This is a genomic window from Sphingobacterium sp. GVS05A (assembly GCF_019969845.1).
GTDB lineage: Bacteria > Bacteroidota > Bacteroidia > Sphingobacteriales > Sphingobacteriaceae > Sphingobacterium.
Genome location: NZ_JAHXYR010000003.1, coordinates 314559 through 333459 on the forward strand (window position 1 = coordinate 314559; position 18901 = coordinate 333459).

13 protein-coding genes and 1 riboswitch are annotated in these 18901 nt (G+C 38.7%); of the genes, 8 read left to right on the top strand and 5 right to left on the bottom strand.

Annotated features, from left to right (window positions below; translation table 11 throughout):
• Positions 1-2 precede the first annotated feature (2 nt).
• Together LC454_RS09030 and LC454_RS09035 are read right to left on the bottom strand one after the other, a co-directional pair.
• On the bottom strand, positions 3-497 hold the full coding sequence (locus LC454_RS09030) for a hypothetical protein (RefSeq protein WP_223581642.1): 495 nt from the start codon (positions 495-497) through the stop codon (positions 3-5).
• Positions 498-591: 94 nt separating this feature from the next.
• Positions 592-1158, bottom strand: coding sequence for a DNA-3-methyladenine glycosylase I (locus LC454_RS09035; protein ID WP_223581644.1), 567 nt, complete (start codon positions 1156-1158; stop codon positions 592-594).
• A gap of 120 nt (positions 1159-1278) precedes the next feature.
• Here LC454_RS09035 and LC454_RS09040 point away from each other — a divergent pair, with 120 nt between their 5' ends.
• The 3 genes from LC454_RS09040 (at position 1279) to LC454_RS09050 (ending at position 4343) form a co-directional block, all read left to right on the top strand.
• Positions 1279-2250: a DUF4271 domain-containing protein gene (locus tag LC454_RS09040; protein WP_223581646.1), complete on the top strand. Its 972-nt coding sequence runs from the start codon at positions 1279-1281 to the stop codon at positions 2248-2250.
• A gap of 11 nt (positions 2251-2261) precedes the next feature.
• Positions 2262-3032, top strand: a complete 771-nt coding sequence (locus tag LC454_RS09045; RefSeq protein WP_077437140.1) for a uroporphyrinogen-III synthase — start codon at positions 2262-2264, stop codon at positions 3030-3032.
• Between the two features lie 441 nt (positions 3033-3473).
• Positions 3474-4343: a cupin-like domain-containing protein gene (locus LC454_RS09050; protein ID WP_223581648.1), complete on the top strand. Its 870-nt coding sequence runs from the start codon at positions 3474-3476 to the stop codon at positions 4341-4343.
• A 78-nt stretch (positions 4344-4421) separates the two neighbouring features.
• Here LC454_RS09050 and LC454_RS09055 read toward each other — a convergent pair whose 3' ends face one another.
• Positions 4422-7307: a PD-(D/E)XK nuclease family protein gene (locus LC454_RS09055; protein ID WP_223581649.1), complete on the bottom strand. Its 2886-nt coding sequence runs from the start codon at positions 7305-7307 to the stop codon at positions 4422-4424.
• Positions 7308-7316: 9 nt separating this feature from the next.
• A complete protein-coding gene (locus LC454_RS09060; RefSeq protein ID WP_223581650.1) occupies positions 7317-10805 on the bottom strand; it encodes a UvrD-helicase domain-containing protein in 3489 nt (1162 codons plus the stop codon).
• 263 nt (positions 10806-11068) lie between these two features.
• Here LC454_RS09060 and LC454_RS09065 point away from each other — a divergent pair, with 263 nt between their 5' ends.
• The 5 genes from LC454_RS09065 to LC454_RS09085 all read left to right on the top strand — a co-directional run bounded on the left by LC454_RS09065 (position 11069) and on the right by LC454_RS09085 (position 18034).
• A complete protein-coding gene (locus tag LC454_RS09065) occupies positions 11069-11590 on the top strand; it encodes a 30S ribosomal protein S16 (protein ID WP_223581651.1) in 522 nt (173 codons plus the stop codon).
• 229 nt (positions 11591-11819) lie between these two features.
• Positions 11820-12344, top strand: coding sequence for a ribosome maturation factor RimM (gene rimM, locus LC454_RS09070; protein ID WP_120260297.1), 525 nt, complete (start codon positions 11820-11822; stop codon positions 12342-12344).
• A gap of 272 nt (positions 12345-12616) precedes the next feature.
• Positions 12617-13468 (top strand): hypothetical protein, encoded by an 852-nt coding sequence (locus LC454_RS09075; RefSeq protein ID WP_223581652.1) that lies wholly within the window; start codon positions 12617-12619, stop codon positions 13466-13468.
• 101 nt (positions 13469-13569) lie between these two features.
• Positions 13570-13672: riboswitch (SAM riboswitch) on the top strand.
• 71 nt (positions 13673-13743) lie between these two features.
• On the top strand, positions 13744-14700 hold the full coding sequence (locus tag LC454_RS09080) for a methylenetetrahydrofolate reductase (RefSeq protein ID WP_120260295.1): 957 nt from the start codon (positions 13744-13746) through the stop codon (positions 14698-14700).
• 304 nt (positions 14701-15004) lie between these two features.
• Positions 15005-18034 (top strand): DUF2723 domain-containing protein, encoded by a 3030-nt coding sequence (locus LC454_RS09085; RefSeq protein ID WP_223581653.1) that lies wholly within the window; start codon positions 15005-15007, stop codon positions 18032-18034.
• Between the two features lie 66 nt (positions 18035-18100).
• Here LC454_RS09085 and LC454_RS09090 read toward each other — a convergent pair whose 3' ends face one another.
• Entirely contained in the window at positions 18101-18766 is a 666-nt protein-coding gene (locus LC454_RS09090) for an OmpW/AlkL family protein (RefSeq protein ID WP_223581654.1), read from the bottom strand.
• Between the last annotated feature and the right edge of the window lie 135 nt (positions 18767-18901).

An 18901-nucleotide genomic window follows, 5' to 3' on the forward strand; every position in this document is an offset into this window, starting at 1 on the left:
TATTAAAGCATTTGCTTGTTGTATAATTCTTTCAAATGTATGATCAAATCTTCCAGATCAGATAACGGTAATTTGGAGACAGTTTCAAATTTTTCTTTCTCATCAAATTTAATGATTAAGATCCCTTTATTATCTTCATTATACCCCGTTCTTTCTATCGAAAAGTTTATCTTGTCAAAATCAAATTCTTTTGAACCGCCCTTAAACCAATGGTAGTCCGCGGTGTAATTTAATTTGTTTTCTTGAAAATGAATTATTTCGGAGCCATAAGTATTCCATAGCGAAACACGAAGCATATAGAACGCTATTAATCCAAATACTGCATAGATAGCAATACTCACAATAGTTACTCCGCCATTGAGTATATTGGCAATGAGGCCACTTAAAGGTAGGACGATTGTAAATATTGTGAGTAGATAGATGAATAATCTGGCAATTAGGGACCCCGTTTGTTCTTTTAACATTAATCGGTTTTGTCTTAAGTCGATCTGTTTCATATAGCGTATTTTTTTGAATAGTTTTAAGGATAGAAAGATCCTTCAGTGAGGTCGTCTTTTTTATCTTTGGTCCTTGATCCTATAGCAATATAGCTTAATATTTAAAAGTACAAGTTTCAATATGATCATTGACCATGCCCACTGCTTGCATGTAAGCATAACAAATCGTTGAACCAAAAAACTTGAAACCTCTTTTCTTCATGTCTTTTGCTATTTTATCAGAAATCTCAGTCGTTGCTGGAACATGTTGCAAACTCGGCCAATGGTTGATCAACGGTTGTTGTTCTGGTAAAAATGTATACAGGTAATTGTAAAAGCTGCCATATTCCAGTTGGACGTTTTTGAACAGTCGTGCATTTGTAATGGTCGATTCGATCTTATTTCGATGTTTAATAATACCGGAATCTTTCAGGAGTGCTTCGACGTGATCTGCTGTATAAATCGCGACTTTGCTGACATCAAAATTGGCGAAGGCTTCCTGATAAGCTGATCTTCGGCGGAGGATCGTAATCCAGCTCAAACCAGCCTGAGCCGACTCTAGCACTAAAAATTCAAATAAGGTTTTATCGTCCTTGACCTGTCGTCCCCATTCTTTATCGTGATAGCTGACATACTGTTCATCAGATCCGCACCATTGGCAGCGTATAATTTCTTTTGGCATGTTCTATAAAGATTTTTTGAATGCAATATAACTTTTTATCCTAACTTTACGACCATAAAAAAGTTTCGAATTTAAAAGGTCTATGATTTCTTCATCACCGTTAAGGAACAGTTTATTTCAATGAAAGTTAACATCTTTAAATATTTTATTGTCTTTGTAATTCTCTTTGTGTTTTCGGCTGTACAGGTGAGTGCACAGCGACGGGCATTGCGACATATTGTCCAAGATAGCCTATCCCTATCCGATAGTACACATATTTTAAGCGATTCTATTCTGTCGCCTAACCAGGAGGTTCTGGCATCCTTAAATCCAGTACTGCAGAAACAATATCGGATTGTAACTGTAGAAGCGGAGGGGTTGGTTGTTCACAATATGTATGACTATGATGTGAAACAATATTTTAAAGGTGAGCAGCACAATAATGCTTTGGCTCGACAATATGGAAGTCCTAAGCCGCACCGGGAGAACTGGATTTTATTTACTGTGCTCTTCCTGATATTTGGGGTTGGGTTAATTCGCATATTTTTTCCTTCAGATATAAAGTTGGTCTTTCAGGGTTATTTTGATGACCGGGTGCTGTTGTCGGTTAGTAAGGAAGATACTATCCTAACCTCTTGGCCCTTCATTTTTCTGTTTGTATTGTTTTCGGGAGCAATGGCGCTATTTGTCAGTTTATTTTATGCATATGAATTGAACCGCTTTGATTTTATTACTTTTCCCAATTATATTAAAACAGTAGGTATGGTCGGTGGGTTATTTGCCTTAAAAATTGGCTTTATCCGATTTTTATCCTTTGTCTTTGAAATTAGGAAGCTGGTAAAAGAATATGTGACGGTGTTATATCTGATTTATTTTAACACACTCTTTTTGATGCTTCCTGTGTTATTAATATTGAGTCTTGTCCCATTAAGCGCTGTTGGCGTCGTTTTACATTTGGCTATTGTTGGAGCAATCCTGTTATTCTTATATAGATTTCTCAAGACAGCAGCGCATATTATGTCGATGTATAAATTTTCAATTTCCTATTTAATTTTGTACCTTTGTTGCCTAGAAATAGCACCAATATTAATACTGTTAAGATTATTGAGCTAAAACTGGTTAATATGCAAACTTCAGACGTAGAAAGAGCAAAGAAGGTAAAAAGTGTACTGGTGACTTTACCAAAACCTGAAAACGATAAGTCCCCTTATTATGATTTAGCAAAGAAATACGGGTTAAAATTAGACTTTCGAGGTTTTATACACGTAGAAGGAGTTCCTGCCAAAGATGTGCGTAGGGATAAAGTTAATTTAGCAGATCACACTGCGGTAATATTTACAAGTAGAAATGCTGTAGATCATTATTTTAGGATCTGCGAAGAGATGCGGTTTGAAGTGTCGGCGGAAATGAAGTATTTCTGTATTTCCGAGACGATCGCTCTCTATCTTCAAAAATATATTCAATATAGGAAACGCAAAATTTTCTTTGGTAAACAAACGGCTAAAGATCTGGAAGAAGTTTTGAAAAAACATAAAGCTGAAAACTTCCTGTTCCCTTGTTCGGATGTTGCTAATGAAGAAACAAGCAATTGGTTACAACAAAATGGCTATAAGTTTACCCCAGCAGTTCTTTTTAGAACTGTGGTAAGTGACCTGAGCGATCTTAAAGATGTATTTTATGATGTAATTGTATTCTTTAGTCCTTCTAGTGTTCAATCGTTATATGACAACTTCCCGGACTTTAAACAAAACAATACCCGTATCGCAGCGTTTGGAGCTTCAACGCAACAGGCTCTCTTAGAACATGGATTGATATTGGATATTCCTGCTCCTACACCAAAAGCACCTAGTATGACGATGGCTGTAGAAGAATACATTAAAAAAGTGAATAAATAATAACCTATCTTAGGTTGATGATATAAAGGGTTTTTTTAAACCCTTTTTTTGTTTGATTTGGTTATTTCGTGGGATTCAATGTGTTATGATAGCATTGAGTTTGCCTGTCTAGCACAATCACAATAAAAATAGTCGCTTAGTTTTCATGCGATTGATAAAGAAACCTGCTAGGAACTTGATCAAGGCATACAGTTTGTAGATAATTGAGTTGTTATAACAGGTGATTCATTTGGTTTGTTAAAATAAGGTTCTATATGATGGAACTGGATTGTTGTAGGATGAAATGTAATAAAAGTGACATATGTCATTGAGATTTTAATTATATTTCTATTAAATTGTAATGGGGTTATTTGTTCCAATTAAAATAAGGTGTAGACGTTATTTTTAAAATTTGGTAGAGATATTTTTTTTATGTTTGTAATTAAGCAAAATTAGTCAGTCGTGAAGTTAAAGCAAGTTGATAAAATTTCGGGCATTCGATCAGAAGACTTTTTAAAAAACTATCTGAAACCAGGATTTCCGGTGGTCATAACAGATTTCATTAGTGCTGATAGTCCTGCATTGAAGAAATGGAGTTATGATTACTTTAAGGAAATTGCGGGGGATATTAAGATTGATGTCTATGGAAAAGAAGAAGATTCAATGGACCGTGCTGCCAGTGCTCCTGTGGGGCAAATGACATTTGCGGAATATTTGGATCTGATTACCAAAGAACCTACCGAGTTGCGATTATTTCTGTTCAATCTACTCAAAATACGTCCTGAATTAAAGCAGGATGTTATTTATAATGATGTGACCGGTGGAAAAGTGTTACAGTGGCTACCATTTATGTTTTTCGGAGGAGAGGGGTCTAGCACCCGCAATCACTTTGATATTGATATGTCCCATGTGTTCATTTCGCAATTTCAGGGACTTAAGCGGATCTGGCTTTTTCCGAATGATCAATCGGATCTGATGTATAAGTTACCGTACAACTTTCATAGTATCGCCAATCCGAAGTATAGCAATGTGGAGGAATTTCCGGGAATAGAATATCTGGAGGGATATGAAGCTGTGATCCATCCCGGAGAGACACTGTACATGCCCGCAGGATGGTGGCACTATATACAATATGAGACTGAAGGATATTCGATTTCGGTAAGAGCATTGGCTAATTCGATCAGTGAGAAATTACAGGGGGCACGAAATCTTTTTATAACAAGACATTTTGATAATACGATGCGGAAGATTTTTAAGGATCATTGGTTTCATTACAAAATAAATACAGCCAAGCGTCGCGCAAATAATGCCATTAAGAGAAAGAAGCGATAAAAATAAAGGGGATATCAATTGATATCCCCTTTATTTTTATCGCTTATCCTTGTTTGATCTACAGAATAAAGATCTTTCCTAAACCGATTCTTCATTTTCTGCCCATTTGCTTGCTTCTCTGTAGAACAGCGTATAAGGATCACCGGGGTAGATGGTCGCATCTGGATTATGTCTAAATGGAATTTCAGGATTAAAAATCTCACTGAGTATATTGCTTAGGAATCCGACAAAGTTCTCTTTTTGAAAGGCGAGAAAGTCGGCGGTCAATACCCCTTCTTTGCCATTAAACAAAGTTCCTTCCTCACGCATTTTTCGGGCGACATATAGATGTGGCTCCAGTTGCTTCCGACCTGTCTTTTGCTCAAATACATAGGCATAGAAAAGTGTTTGTATTAGTGCTTTATTTTCGGTGTTTGGTGCAAACACTTGATCGATCTCTCTAAATATAACTGAATCACCTCCTGTCTTGTAATCGACAATCCGGCTGATGATACGATCATCATGTGTGACGACCTCGTCGACACGATCGATGATACCGTATAAAGTAACCTGTTCCTCTTTACCATTTATAGAAATAGGGAATGGAAGTGTGTAATCTGTGTCGTTTTCAAGTTCTATAATACGGAAAGCTTTATAATTGGCGATATCATATTCAAGATACATTTTGATATATTCAGAGGCGATCTTTAGCATGATGCGCTGTAGACTATTTAAATCGCTTGTGGAATTTAATTCAACCTGATATTGAAAGCCTATTTCCCGCACAACAAAAGATTCGATCTGATTGAATTGCTGCTGCAGGATATTCGTTGGTATGAAGTCTTTCTGATCTTTGAAGGGTAGGAATATTTTCTCCATGACATTGTGGATAACAGTCCCCAACTTGTTCATCTCAAATTCCTGTGAAATGGAAGGTGGTTCTTTGATATTCGCGATATGTTTGAGGAAAAATTGTAATGGCGATTGTAGATAGGTTGTGAGCGCCGTTGCTGATATTCTCTTTTGGTCGACAATAAAGTCCTGATACATCTTTTCCCATACTTCGCCTTGTTTTTCGATGATAATCTCTGTTGTTTTGTCGGCGAACTGGATCGTTTGTTGTTGAATTTTGCGTTCAAAATTAAACTTGCTCTCGAACTCAAGCTGTTTGATAAACCTACTTTCCTCTCCTGTTGAACTTTCGTCTACAAGTCCATTGTAAAAAATATGGATCCCCTCACTATATTGAAAGTGTCTATAAAACAAATAGGCTGATAAAGCATCTTGATTTTCCAATATTGGCAATCCATAGGCTCTTCGCAGGCTGTTGGGGATAAAGGTTGGGGAATTGGATGTTTTGGGTAGGATACCCTCATTTGCACCTAAAATATATACATTGTCAAAATTTAAACAACGGCTTTCCAGAAGTCCCATAATCTGGATGCCCTCCAGTGGATTTCCTTCTATGGCAGAATTTATCGGCGATATGGCTTTCTTGATCAGGCCAATCTGGAAGCTGATACTTAAAGGTGCCACTGTCTCAAATCCCAAGAGTAACTGGTTGAGTGTCTTTTTGGTTTCTATCAACAGGTTGTTGTCAATCTGACGGATGCGCTCATGTGCGGAAATACTATGCAGCAGATCGTCAACAATTGTGATGAGCGAAGGGATCAATTGCGCCGCGTGTACAATCGGAACGAAAAATTGAGGTAGTGAGCTTTTGAAATGGAGTTCTTCCAGTGCAATTTCAAATAATTGCTTATCGGCGATTTCTTTCTGAATTTGCAGCTTGTCTTCCAAAGAAACCTGTGTCAAGGGATGATTAATGAATGTCTCAATGGTCTGATAAGAGATCTTGTTCCTCTTTAACTGCGAAATTTCTAAATGTACTTCCATCCATAAATCCAATATACCATAAATAGGGGATTGGGTTAAGGGATAGCCGGTAGTAATGTTGGGATTAACATCAGGTAGACTTTGCAATAAAGGAACCAATAGGTTCTCATCGGCTAATAAAATGGCTGAGGTTTGCTCTTTGTTATTTTGTTTTTCAAGAATGTCATAGAGTAGTTTTGTCTGACTTATTTTTCCTGTGCTTGCATATAAGTTTACCGTTGAGGTTCTGTTGCCAATAATATTGGGGCTGCTGCCGAGCGCGTTGACAAGTCCGGTCTGAAAGATATTCCGACGAATGAACAGACCCGCTTCTTGCATATTGTCGTCCAGATAATAGGCATCTGCATCGAAGTAAAATAGTGCCTTTCCTTCTTCTTGCCATTGACGGAATAATTTAGCTTCGGCTTTATTCAGGGCATTGAATCCAACGAAAAGAATCTGCTTAAAGGATGATGTAAAGTCCTGAAGGGTAGCTTTGCTCTCGACTAGATCACGATAAATCGTCGGATAATTAGTCTGACCGGCAGCTTTAAGCGTTTCTTTAAACCTTGTGTATAATATTGGCAGTCTTTTCCATAATTGTAGAAACCGCTCTTGTACACCGCTATGACCAGCAATGGAAAAGGATTGCCAAAACTGACGGATAAACCCTTGCTGTTCTTGCGTAAGGTGTTGAAAAGCAAGATCAATTTTGGTGTTATCATAAAGCTCCATATAGATCTGATCGATAGGAACCAGATCATAATCCAGTTGTCCAAAGTCACTCAATATAATCTCTGCGATAGGATAAAATTCTTCTAATGTTTCCGGTTCTTTACCCTCTGTGGCCAAAAGTTGGTTATGGATTTTAAACAGCTGAAAGAACTGTCCCAAGGGGCTAGCCTCGGCATCATTGGTCGATAATTTGAAGAATTCCTGTATAGTAAAAAACTGTGGAGACCAGATTGCCTGTCCATAGACATCGGCAAGATGTTTTTTGAGATATGTAATCGGACGTTTATTGTTAAACACGATGGCAATCTCACTCAAATCGTTTCCAAAACGTTGCTGAATATCCGCTGCTACTAATTTTAAAAAGGCTGTTTGCATCGTGATCGTTTATTTTACTTCAATTAATTGATTTGATTTAGCATAGTAGAGGTAGGCTTTGACATTGTTGTAGCCTAGGTTCTCCAAGTTTTTCTTATAGTTGTCAACCTGATATTTATGTCCGATGTAATCCGTTTGTGTAAATTTAAAGTCGAGGACAATTGTCTCTTCCTCAGATGTGAAGACTTTATCAGGGCGGATGGTTTCTCCTTTAGCGGTAATGATACTGGCTTCATTCCAGATTTTATATTTTCCGGTAAGCCACTGATTGATGATGGGATGATTCCAGATCCGATTGATTTCTTGCATCAGGTAGGGCTCATCCTCTTTTGAGAGTATACCTTCCTGAATCAGTTGACGGACTAATCTGGAAATATCTTTTTCTTTAGCGATCTGGGACATGATTTCATGCGCCAATATCCCATATTGCGCGGCTTTTTCCAGCATCATGATATCGTTGATCGTGCGTGTGCTGGATTTCTCCAAGGCCATCTCCAATTCTTTGGAAATAGGGTAATGGCTGAGTGCAATGATATTGTTTTCTTGACTTTTAGGGTCGACTCGTTCGATGATCTGATCAACCTTTATATGGGCATCTTCTAATGTAAATGGAGCAATAGAGGAATCCAATACTTGATAGAGGATATCGCTGATATATTCATCTTTGATGTCATATCCTGTAATTTCGCCGGTCTTTTTGTCTACAGATTCTTTAAATGATGGAGCAGTAATATAGAGGTGTTCAACGGCACGTGTTGTAGCTACATAGAACGTATTTAGTGCATCCATATAATTGAATAGCATTTCCTCAAAATATTGTTTGAAGAACACAGACTTTCCAACTGTCGTGGTATATTTTATGGGAATTTTTCCTAACTGGGCAAATGGCGTATCGTAAGTGTCGATCCAGAAGTCTCCATTGATCATCCCGTCCAGATCCCAGGAGCAGAAAGGGAGCATAACAACATCATAAGCCAGTCCTTTTGATTTATGGATTGTTGTTACCTCAATTGCGTTTATATCACCGTTTGAGGGGAGTACTGCACGATTACCATCTTCTTCCCAGAATTCTAGAAACTGAATAATTCCACGCTCACCATTGGTCGAGAAAGCCGAAATCATATCCTTGAATGCCAATAGGTAGGGAAGGTGAATGTTCTGCTCCGTCGTGAAGCCATAGATTTCGATGAGTTTTTCTATTAAATGAACCAAAGGCTGTTTTTGCCAAATTTCCCAGGAGTCGATCAATGCGTGGGGAAGAAAATCTTTCAGCACACGGATGTCGTTTGAAGCGAAGGTTAGCCAAGCGGTTTGATTGACCGTATTTTTCTGGATGGTCTGATAGAGATAGACCATTTTTGCTTTATGTATACTATGTTTGTCCGAATTGTATACGAGCGCTTTTAATGTTTCAATCAGGAGGAGTACAGCGTCGTTGCTGGCCAAGGATAGCGCATCTCCGGAGATGACCTCAAAGCTAAGATTCTCCTCTTTTTTGAAATCCATCAATTTCTGGATAACTAATTTCGCTTGTGCATTACTACGTACAAGGATCCCTATTTGTTTGGCTTGATATCGGCTAGTATGAAACCATTCACCTATCTTCTTACATAAAAGATGAAGAGACTCCTCGATGACCTGATTTCTCCTGTAGCGACCGTCAGACACAGAGATATACGAAATCTCGATGGACCCCAACTTGTCGAGATTCCCTTTTTTGTGTGCAGGGATTTCCTGTTGACTATTTTCATAAGCTTTAACCAGCATATTATCATTGCCTGAGGCTGCCCACCAATGTTTCCCCTCTTCGTCTAAGTTTTCGTCTACTTTTTCATTGAGAACACGCTGCAGATGTTGAGGGATACTGTTAAAAAGATAGTTGTTTAGCTGGATGATATTTGGGAGACTTCTAAAATTGGTGTCAAGACTACCATTTTCTATAAAGCTGGTTTTGGTACTCTCATCCAAGTGGAATGCATGACCAATTTGCTGTTCGACCTGTTGGAGCAATATGCGCCAATCTCCGTTCCGCCAACGGTATATACTCTGTTTGACATCTCCAACAATGAGATGCTCACTTAGTGCACCATTAGCATCTGCAAGTGCATTAATCAATAGGGGGCTGTAGTTTTTCCATTGGATACGCGAGGTGTCCTGAAATTCGTCGAATAAAAAATAATTGAAGCGATTGCCGATCTTTTCCCAGATGAATGTCGGATCGTTGTTCTCATCGATCCCAAGTTTATTTAACAGGATCTGTGAATCGGAGATTAATTGAGCGCCGTTTTCCTTACGCCATTGGGTCAGTAAGTCGCTCATTTCTTTGAGCAAACGTAGGTAATAGAGGTTGTTTTGTACCGCCTGATAAGCAATGTAAGCTGCTAGATTCTCCTGTAGTGCCTGAAAAGACTGTAAGATGGGAGCAAGCGCTGATTGGAGGTCGTAGCGTATATTTTTGTCGCTATCTGTAAATGCGTCCTCATTACCTATCAATTGTACATATTTGTCCAATATTTTGGCAATTTCGGAAGAACTTAACTTGTCTGTCTTTTTACTGGTCTTGCTCGCTGAGATAATCTTATTGCGTGATTTTCCCTTGAGCTCATTTTCACTGATGTTGAATCTTTTGAACGTATCACTGAAAGTTTCGATGGTCAGCGAAAGTGCTTCGGTAAAGGCATTTATTTTTTGTTCGATTTCTTGATTCAGGAGGTTGAAAACTTCCCTTGGGTTAGCTGAATTAATATAGCTGTCAAATTCCTGGAAATTTTCAGAAAAAATAAGGTTGGCTAGGCCCATCAATTGTTGTCGATAGTTCCAGTTTTCATTTTTGGCTATTTTTTTCTCCGCATAGGCGATGATCCAATCGAGGAGGTCTGGGCGTTCATCCAACAACTGATTGAGCATGACTGTCAATTCATTTTTGACTTTATTGACATTCATTTCTATCTTGTAGGCCGCGTCGAGGTTGAGCTCATAGGTGAAAGCACGGATAACTTTTTGAGAAAAACCATCAATTGTACTGATGGTAAAATGACTATAATCGTGTAAGATCCGACGGTAGACACGGTAGGATTTCTCCTGGATCAAATAGCTTGTCCAATCGGGTTGTTGCTGCAGTAATAATTTTCTGAAATCTTCGATTTTGGAACTGAGATCGCCAATAGCTAGGCCGTGGAGCACAGAGAGTATGCGCTGTTTCATTTCTGCGGTGGCCTTGTTGGTAAACGTTACTGCCAATATCTCCTTATAGCTGTTTTCATTGGACAGCAATAATGTTAGATAATGTAGTGTCAGACTAAAGGTTTTTCCGGAACCGGCCGAAGCTTTAAGTATTTTTAATGGCGCAACAGATTTCATGGAATGAAGGTAGAAAGTAAAATGTGAATTGGCAAATGCTTTGGTGAAAAGCAAATGGGTATCGCTGTGCATAGGATGTATCCAGGTCTCTGTCGAATTTACTGCTTTCGAAACTAAAAGCGCGACAGTTGCTAGCAATTAAACTATGATTATCATTTGTGTCACTGAGTAATACTTTTTATAAACCTTTTGAACGAGATCTGCTATCATTAGGCTGTTATCCCTGTAATTGGATGATTTAGACGTTTAAATGTATTTTCTTTCGGAGAGATACTTAGTGCTTTGGTATTCTGAAATTTAGCTTTTTTTATTTTCGTTTTTCCTTTTTTTATGTTTATCTTTGCGTCCCCTCTAGTATGAAGCTCGGGGGATATGTTGAATACATAAAATAAAATTAAGAAATGGCAACTAAAATCAGATTGCAAAGACATGGTAAAAAAGGACGTCCTTTTTACCACGTAGTCGTAGCGGATTCTCGCGCTCCACGTGATGGTAAATTCATCGAACGTATCGGTTCTTACAACCCAAACACAAATCCTGCAACTATCGTTTTGGATTTTGAAAAAGCTTTGGATTGGATGAATAAAGGTGCTCAACCTACTGACACAGCTCGTGCTATCCTTTCTTACAAAGGTGTTCTTTACAAAAAACACTTACAAGGTGGTGTGAAAAAAGGTGCTTTTGATGAAACTGCTGCTGAAGCTAAATTCACTGCTTGGACTGAAGCTAACGAAGCTAGAATCTCTGGTAAAAAAGATGGTTTAGCTCAATCTAAAGCTGATGCTAAGAAAGCTGCTTTAGCTGCTGAAGCGAAGAAAAAAGAAGAAAAAGCTGCTGCTGTAGCTGCTAAAAACGCTCCTGTAGCAGAAGAACCTGCTGCAGAAGAGACTGAAGCTCCTGCAGCAGAAGAAACTGAAGGTTAATTCTTTCATAAAGTATTCGAGAAAGCCGACTCAATCTTGAGCCGGCTTTTTTAATAAAATAGTTTATGTGTTAAAAAGTGATGCTGATTGCTCTAATCTAAAATAGAAGGCAGAGCATATTATCATATCGCTATACAAAAAAGTGAAAATAAAACAGATGCTGAATATATAGTGGAAGCCGAAAGGAAAAGCATCTCAATACTAATATCCTAATACGCAATATTACAAAATGACTATCGATCAAAGTTTTTATATAGGCTATATCAGCAAAACGCGAGGTCTAAAAGGCGAGATGCAATTGTTTTTCGAATTTGAAGACTATGAGAGTTTGGATATAGATGTCGTTTTTTTGGAGGTCAACAAAAAACTTGTACCTTATTTTATCGATGCTATAAAACTGCAGAAAAATAGTACCGCCTACGTGACATTTGAAGATGTTGATCATATCGACAAGGCACAGGTGCTTGTTCACAAAAAGGTTTATCTACCCAATGATAAAATGCCAGAACGGGATCCCGATGATTTTAGATATACGGATTTAATCGGATTTTTGGTGATCGATGAAACTCATGGTGAACTGGGGGAAATTACGGATGTACAGGAATTTCCTCAGCAATTCGTCGCGACAGTTGATATGAATGGTAAAGAATTGATGTTCCCCCTATCCGATGATTTAATCGTTGGCATAGATGGTGAAGAGGAGATTATAGAAGTAGAATTGCCTGAAGGGCTAGTCGATCTTTATAAAGAATAAAAGTGGACGGACCTCTCGTAAATTATCCCTGATTGCAAATCGGGATTTACTTTAGAGCATCGTTCTTAATTCCTATAAATTTGAATGAAAAAGGTCTAAGTTCGTAAAGGAATTTAGACCTTTTTCGATCCAATAAGTTGAGGTTTTAAATCATATTTTGCTTCATCTGACAAAATTTTTGTTTTGGGACAGTCAGGGATCTCTTACTCTGATGGATTTTGTTTAAATTGGTACTGAATAATCAATATATTGACCACTATAAACGATCTGTCTTGAAACTATTACTGCTAATTATTTCAACGATATTCTTATCCTCTTGTGCTTTCTTTGGGAAGAACAAAGAATTTCCGATCGGAAATTATCAAGTTATTTGCGGTTATACCAATGACAGCTACCGAGAGGCTAAAGCTAAGGATCCGCTAAATATTGAATCTGATACATATTGTGATCATCAGCTTCATCATCGTTCCTTTCTCTCCCTTCAGGATAAAGGGCAATTTGTCCTCGCGATAGGCGATATCTTGCTCTATGGCAGATATAGATTTGAAGGGAATAAAATTGAATTGATGGATGATAAAAAGGGAACCATCTCTTTGGATATAATTCAAGTAAAAAAGAATTTCATACAATTGAAAGGTGATTTCTCCCAATTCAATTCAGCCCATTTGCCAAATACGGAACGGTTGTTTCTCAATTTCGAATTGGACAGAACACCCCTTCGCGAGCAGCCTAGTAAATTTGATAGTGTAGTCAATCTTTGGCGTAATATTCCGACAAGTGCTGAAAATGATCAAGAGGTAAAGGCCCGCGCATTAAACTTTTTAGATTATTCTATAGCATACTTTCAGCACATCTCAAATTCTGGCGTCCATAGTGATTATAAGATAGATGGGATTGAATCTCCAATTACTTATGCGCAAAATGGCATTGTATTGAAACAATGGGAAGACGTTCCTGTCTCATGGAAAGAGCTGTTTTACAATGAGGAGAATGCATTGGTTGCTTATAAATATTTAATGGATGGGTTTAAATACGGGCAGAAGGAGAAGTATAGTGTCTCGGGTCTGCTGCTGATCACATTCTATTTAAAGAATCTACGTAATTCTCTCTCAACTTTGAAATAATTTGCATGGGAAATCTGGAAAAAAGACAGCTTTGTTGCTATAATTTATAGCTTTTCGAAAAAATATTTTTGTTGTTTGGTTTTTTAAGACGATATTAGCAACGCTTATAGAGAAAGGCCGAGGGACTAGACCCAGTGAAGCCTTAGCAACCTGTATTGTTCAAGGTGCTAAATTCTACCCTGCTCCATGTGGGAAAGATAAGTTACATGCAGATAGACATATCCTCGACTTGTGCGTTTCGATGTAAGCCAACCCAAACTTAAAACAGTTTTTTAATGAAGATTATCGACCATATCCAGAATGCTAAAGGAAAAACATTGTTTTCTTTTGAGCTATTGCCTCCTGCAAAGGGACAGGGCATCCAAAGTATTTTTAAAACAATGGATGAACTGATGGAATTTAAACCTCCCTTTATTGATGTGACCTATCATCGTGAAGATTATATCTATAAGGAACATGCAAGCGGGCTGTTGGAACGTGTATCTTATCGCAAACGACCAGGAACAGTGGCGATATGTGCTGCCATCATGAATAAGTATAAAGTGGACGCAGTGCCCCATCTGATATGTGGTGGTTTTACCAAAGAGGAAACTGAAAATGCCCTGATCGACTTAAATTTCTTGGGTATCGATAACGTATTGGTATTGCGAGGTGATGCACGCAAAGGAGATGCTGATTTTATTCCAAGTGAAGGCGGACATGCTTTTGCAACGGATCTATTGGAACAGGTAACGGATATGAATAAAGGAAAGTATCTCCACGAAGATATTATCACATCCGAAAAGACCGATTTTTGTATTGGTGTCGCAGGATACCCTGAGAAGCATTTTGAATCTCCTAATTTCAATACTGATTTTAAATATCTGAAGCAAAAAGTGGATATGGGTGCGGAGTTTATTGTAACTCAGATGTTCTTTAACGTGGAGAAATATAAGGAATTTGTGACCAAATGCCGGGACAATGGAATTCATGTGCCTATTATTCCAGGCCTCAAACCATTGACGACCAAAAAGCAACTGGTTACTTTGCCAAGAATTTTCCACCTGGATATTCCTGAGGAATTGAGTGATGCTGTCGCAGCATGTAAAACCAATGCTGATGTAAGACAAGTAGGTGAAGAATGGCTTGTGCAACAATGTCAGGAGCTGATTAAATTTGGTGCTCCAGTATTGCACTTTTATACCATGAGTAATCCTGGGCCAACGAAAAAGATTGTCGAGAAGTTAGCCTAAAAAATACAAGAGAAGCGAGGGATTTTCCCTCGCTTTTTTATTGCTCCTATAGGCGGTATACTGTTTTGTACTTGTGAAATGAATCCCCATTTACTCCATGGCCATATGCAGCTTTTGGGATGAAGTATGCCATTACCTCTGCTTTCAAAATCAGCATTTCTCTTTTCACTATAGAAGTGGTCTCTTTCAAAAAATATTTTTTGTTAGACAGTAGTGTTAAATAGTGTTAATTAACATTTTTAAATCGAGATAACTATTTAATTTGAAGTACTAAAAGGAACTAAGATATAGACCAATTTTCCTTATGACGTATAATAAATTAAACTCGCTATTTGGTTTGACCAGTGGCCTCATTGCTACTGTTGTCTACATTGCTACTGTTGAAAAGACCGTGAGCTGGTGGGATTGTGGTGAATTTATCGCCTGCGCGTACAAACTTGAGGTGGCACATCAACCTGGCGCCCCACTATTTCTACTTATTCAGAATGTTTTTTCCAATCTGGCTTTTGGTAATACAGGGCAGGTCGCTTACTGGATGAATATTGGTTCGGCAGTCTGTAGTGGTCTGACGGTGACATTTTTATTTTGGACAATTACAGCGATTGCCCGGAAGATTTTAAAGAAGCCACAGCAATCTGCTTTTTCTTACTATTTACAGATCTTTGGAGCAGGTGCAGTGGGGGCTATGGCCTTTAGTTTCAGTGATACCTTCTGGTATTCGGCCGTAGAATCCGAAGTGTACGCGATGTCCTCACTTTGTACTGCGGTGGTTTTCTGGGCGATTTTTAAATGGGAGGTGCGCGCGGATCAGGACGGAAGTGACCGCTGGCTGATTTTTATCGCTTTCGTTATGGGGCTTTCGATCGGAGTCCACCTATTAAATCTTTTGGCTATTCCGGCCATAGCCATGGTGGTATATTTTAAAAGGACTTCAGAAATTAATTTTAAAGGCATTATAAAGGCATTTCTATTAGGGATATTAGTTCTTGCAGCAATCCTTTGGGGTGTTATTCAGTGGCTGATCGGTTTTGCTTCCAAAATAGATCTAGTGTTTGTGAATTCTTTTGGACTGGGATTTGGTACAGGAATTCTTTTGTTATGCCTACTTTTCGGTGGCTCAATTGTATATGGTCTTTTTTATACCCATAAAAAACGCAAGTATACTTTAAATACAGCTTTATTAGTATTTTGCTTTATTCTGTTTGGTTATAGTTCCTATACCATGGTGCTGATCCGTGGAAAGGCAAATCCATCCTTAAATAACAATGCGCCTGATAATGTCTTTTCGTTTTTGGGTTACTTAGAGCGGGAGCAGTATACGCGAGAGCCTCTAGTCAAAGGTCCATATTTTGATTCAAGGGCTGTGGATGTCCAAAGCAAGACCAGTTATCGGAAAGATGAATCCAATTATACGGTGTTTACACAGGTTGATAAGTATACATTTGATCGCGAAACATTTTTTCCACGTATCTATAGCCAGGATGCAAATCATCAAGCCTACTATAGAAGTTATCTCAAGTTAAAAGAGGGCGAAAGACCTCAGTTCTCCGATAACTTTAAGTTTTTCTTTAATTTTCAATTGGGAGAAATGTATGCACGTTACTTCTTATGGAATTTTGTTGGCCGGCAGAATGACAAGCAAGGCTATGGATCCTACACGGAGGGGAATTGGCTCTCTGGAGTGAAAATGCTGGATAATTGGCGCCTTGGCGGGCAACATAATCTTTCGGAGTCACAGCAGCATGATCCCAGTCGAAATACATACTTTTTCTTGCCTTTGATATTAGGGATAGCTGGAGCGATCTGGTTGTATAAAAACAATAAACCCTATACTTTGGTGTTGACTTTGCTATTTGTTTTTACGGGTATAGCGATTGTTGTTTATCTCAATCAGACACCACTGCAACCCCGTGAACGTGATTATGCTTATGCAGGATCTTTTTATGCTTTTGCGATCTGGATCGGACTGGGTACAATTGCACTGATGCGCTTTTTTAAACGTTTTCTCAATAACCGCTCCGCCATGGCTACGGGATTATCTTTTGCCCTGTTAGGTGGACCAATTATTTTGGCACATCAAAATTGGGATGATCATAATCGTTCCGAGAAATCCTTGGCTCGGGACGTGGCCCGTAATTACCTTGAAACCTGTGCCCCAAATGCGATTTTGTTTACCTATGGCGATCACGATACCTTTCCGTTATGGTATTTGCAGGAGGTGGAAGGTGTTCGTCAGGATGTAAGAATAGTTGTACTGAGCTACTTAACGGGTGATTGGTATATGCAGCAGGCCAAGAAATCAACCTATCGGGCTGCGGGACTTCCGATTGCGATCCCAGCGGAAAAGACAAAAAAGGGTATTCGCGATTACATACCTTTTGTGGATAGGCAGTTGAATGAATCTGTGGATATCCAACAGTTATTGGAGTTTGTTACTTCTGATGATCCTGATTATAAAGTACAGCTGAATTCGGGAAATCTGGAGAATTATTTTCCGACTAAGAAGGTCAAATTAGCCATTAACAAAGCTGAGATTTTGAAAAAGAATGCTGTGCCCGCTTATTTCCAGGATGCGGTCGTTTCAACAATGGAATGGGAAATTCCCGGGGATCACTTATCCCGATCGGATCTGACTTTGTTGTCCCTCCTTGAAAATAATCATTGGGATCGACCGATCTATTTTTCGAATATGCTCCCTAGTGATATTAAGTTGGGGTTGGACAAATACCTTGTCAACGAGGGGTTCGCTTCAAGGCTGATGCCAGTTGCTGTGACCAATGAACAGCAGGCGTCTGCTGGCGAGATGGCAGCTTTGGTCAACGTGGAAGCCTTATATGATAATATCATGCATAAATATAATTGGGGAAATACCAAGAATGCAAAATATTTAGATACCGACTCCTTTCGCTTCTCGAGTATGTATGCACGGGATATTTTTGGAAAGACAGCACGATTGCTGTTGGAAAAAGGGCAGGTTAAACAAGCTGGGGAAGTGGCCAAGAAAGCATACGACCAATTACCTGATCGTGTATATGCGATGTCGGATGCGATTAATTATGTGGATATCATTGATAGCCTATACCGTTCTGGACAGGGACATCTTGCTGGAAACGTAGTCGATCGAAATTTGGACTATGTGTCACAAAATATGGAATATCTGCATCAGCTGGTATTGGATAAGAAAAATCTAGGCTTTGAATGGAACGATATACAAACGGCATTAGACTCAGTCGATCGTTATCGAGATATCTTATTGGTAGCCAATGATAGCAAGCGACTGGCACGTGTTGAGGGGCTTAGAAAGCAGTATCAGCAATGGTATGGCATAGAATAGAAATTCAGAAGCACCTTTTGAACGATCAGAAGGTGCCTCATTTTATATAGGGAGCTTAAAGAAATGCTAGAACTTCATGCCAAACCCAACCCCCAAAAGAAAGGGGTTTATATCAACTTTTGCCGGTATTGATAAGTTTGGAGCCAAGTTGGACGCATCCACTTGAACATCCGTCTTCAAAAGGATATACTTAGCATCCAAATTCAGGAAATATTTTTCTGAAAGTTTGACATCAATACCAAGTTGTGTGGCAAACCCAAACGCATTATCATACTTAACGTTCTTGACCGTGGGGCCTTCATTTGCACTATAGAAAATTGTATAATTTATTCCTGCACCTATATAGGGTCTGAGGTTTCCATTCGGCAGAAAATGATATTGCGCCGTCAAGGTCGGCGGCAGGAGCCATACACTACCTAAATCTATATTTGCTGAAGTGTGACCACCAATGGCACTTAAGTCGGAACCAACAGTATTGACCTTGTGTTTCGTTGTTCCTAAAATCAGCTCCGCGGCAATATTTTTGGTAAAGAAATAAGTGAAATCTAGTTCTGGGATAAATTTTGTGTTGATCGCAATGTCGCCACCAATAGCGCTGATATTGGCCGATTCGTTGGGCATTACCGCGACTCCTCTAAGGCGCATCTGCCAGCGTTGCTCGGGAATATTCTGTGCCTGTAAATTTACAGCGCCGAATGTAAGTGCGAGAGCAAGAAATAGTAACTTTTTCATATCGTTAATGGTATTTGTTTGCTGTAAAACTATTTGTTTTACAGCATTGAGTGAATGACGATAATCAAGTTAAAAACTGAATGAAATAATTTATTGGTTAACAGAAAAGATGTACCTTTATTATTTGCTGTTCCT

Coding starts and splice junctions, on each gene's coding strand:
- LC454_RS09045 (WP_077437140.1), top strand. CDS start 2,262: ATGCAAACTTCAGACGTAGAAAGAGCAAAGAAGGTAAAAAGTGTACTG.
- LC454_RS09080 (WP_120260295.1), top strand. CDS start 13,744: ATGAAGATTATCGACCATATCCAGAATGCTAAAGGAAAAACATTGTTT.
- LC454_RS09035 (WP_223581644.1), bottom strand. CDS start 1,158: ATGCCAAAAGAAATTATACGCTGCCAATGGTGCGGATCTGATGAACAG.
- rimM (WP_120260297.1), top strand. CDS start 11,820: ATGACTATCGATCAAAGTTTTTATATAGGCTATATCAGCAAAACGCGA.
- LC454_RS09030 (WP_223581642.1), bottom strand. CDS start 497: ATGAAACAGATCGACTTAAGACAAAACCGATTAATGTTAAAAGAACAA.
- LC454_RS09065 (WP_223581651.1), top strand. CDS start 11,069: ATGGCAACTAAAATCAGATTGCAAAGACATGGTAAAAAAGGACGTCCT.
- LC454_RS09040 (WP_223581646.1), top strand. CDS start 1,279: ATGAAAGTTAACATCTTTAAATATTTTATTGTCTTTGTAATTCTCTTT.
- LC454_RS09090 (WP_223581654.1), bottom strand. CDS start 18,766: ATGAAAAAGTTACTATTTCTTGCTCTCGCACTTACATTCGGCGCTGTA.
- LC454_RS09085 (WP_223581653.1), top strand. CDS start 15,005: ATGACGTATAATAAATTAAACTCGCTATTTGGTTTGACCAGTGGCCTC.
- LC454_RS09055 (WP_223581649.1), bottom strand. CDS start 7,307: ATGCAAACAGCCTTTTTAAAATTAGTAGCAGCGGATATTCAGCAACGT.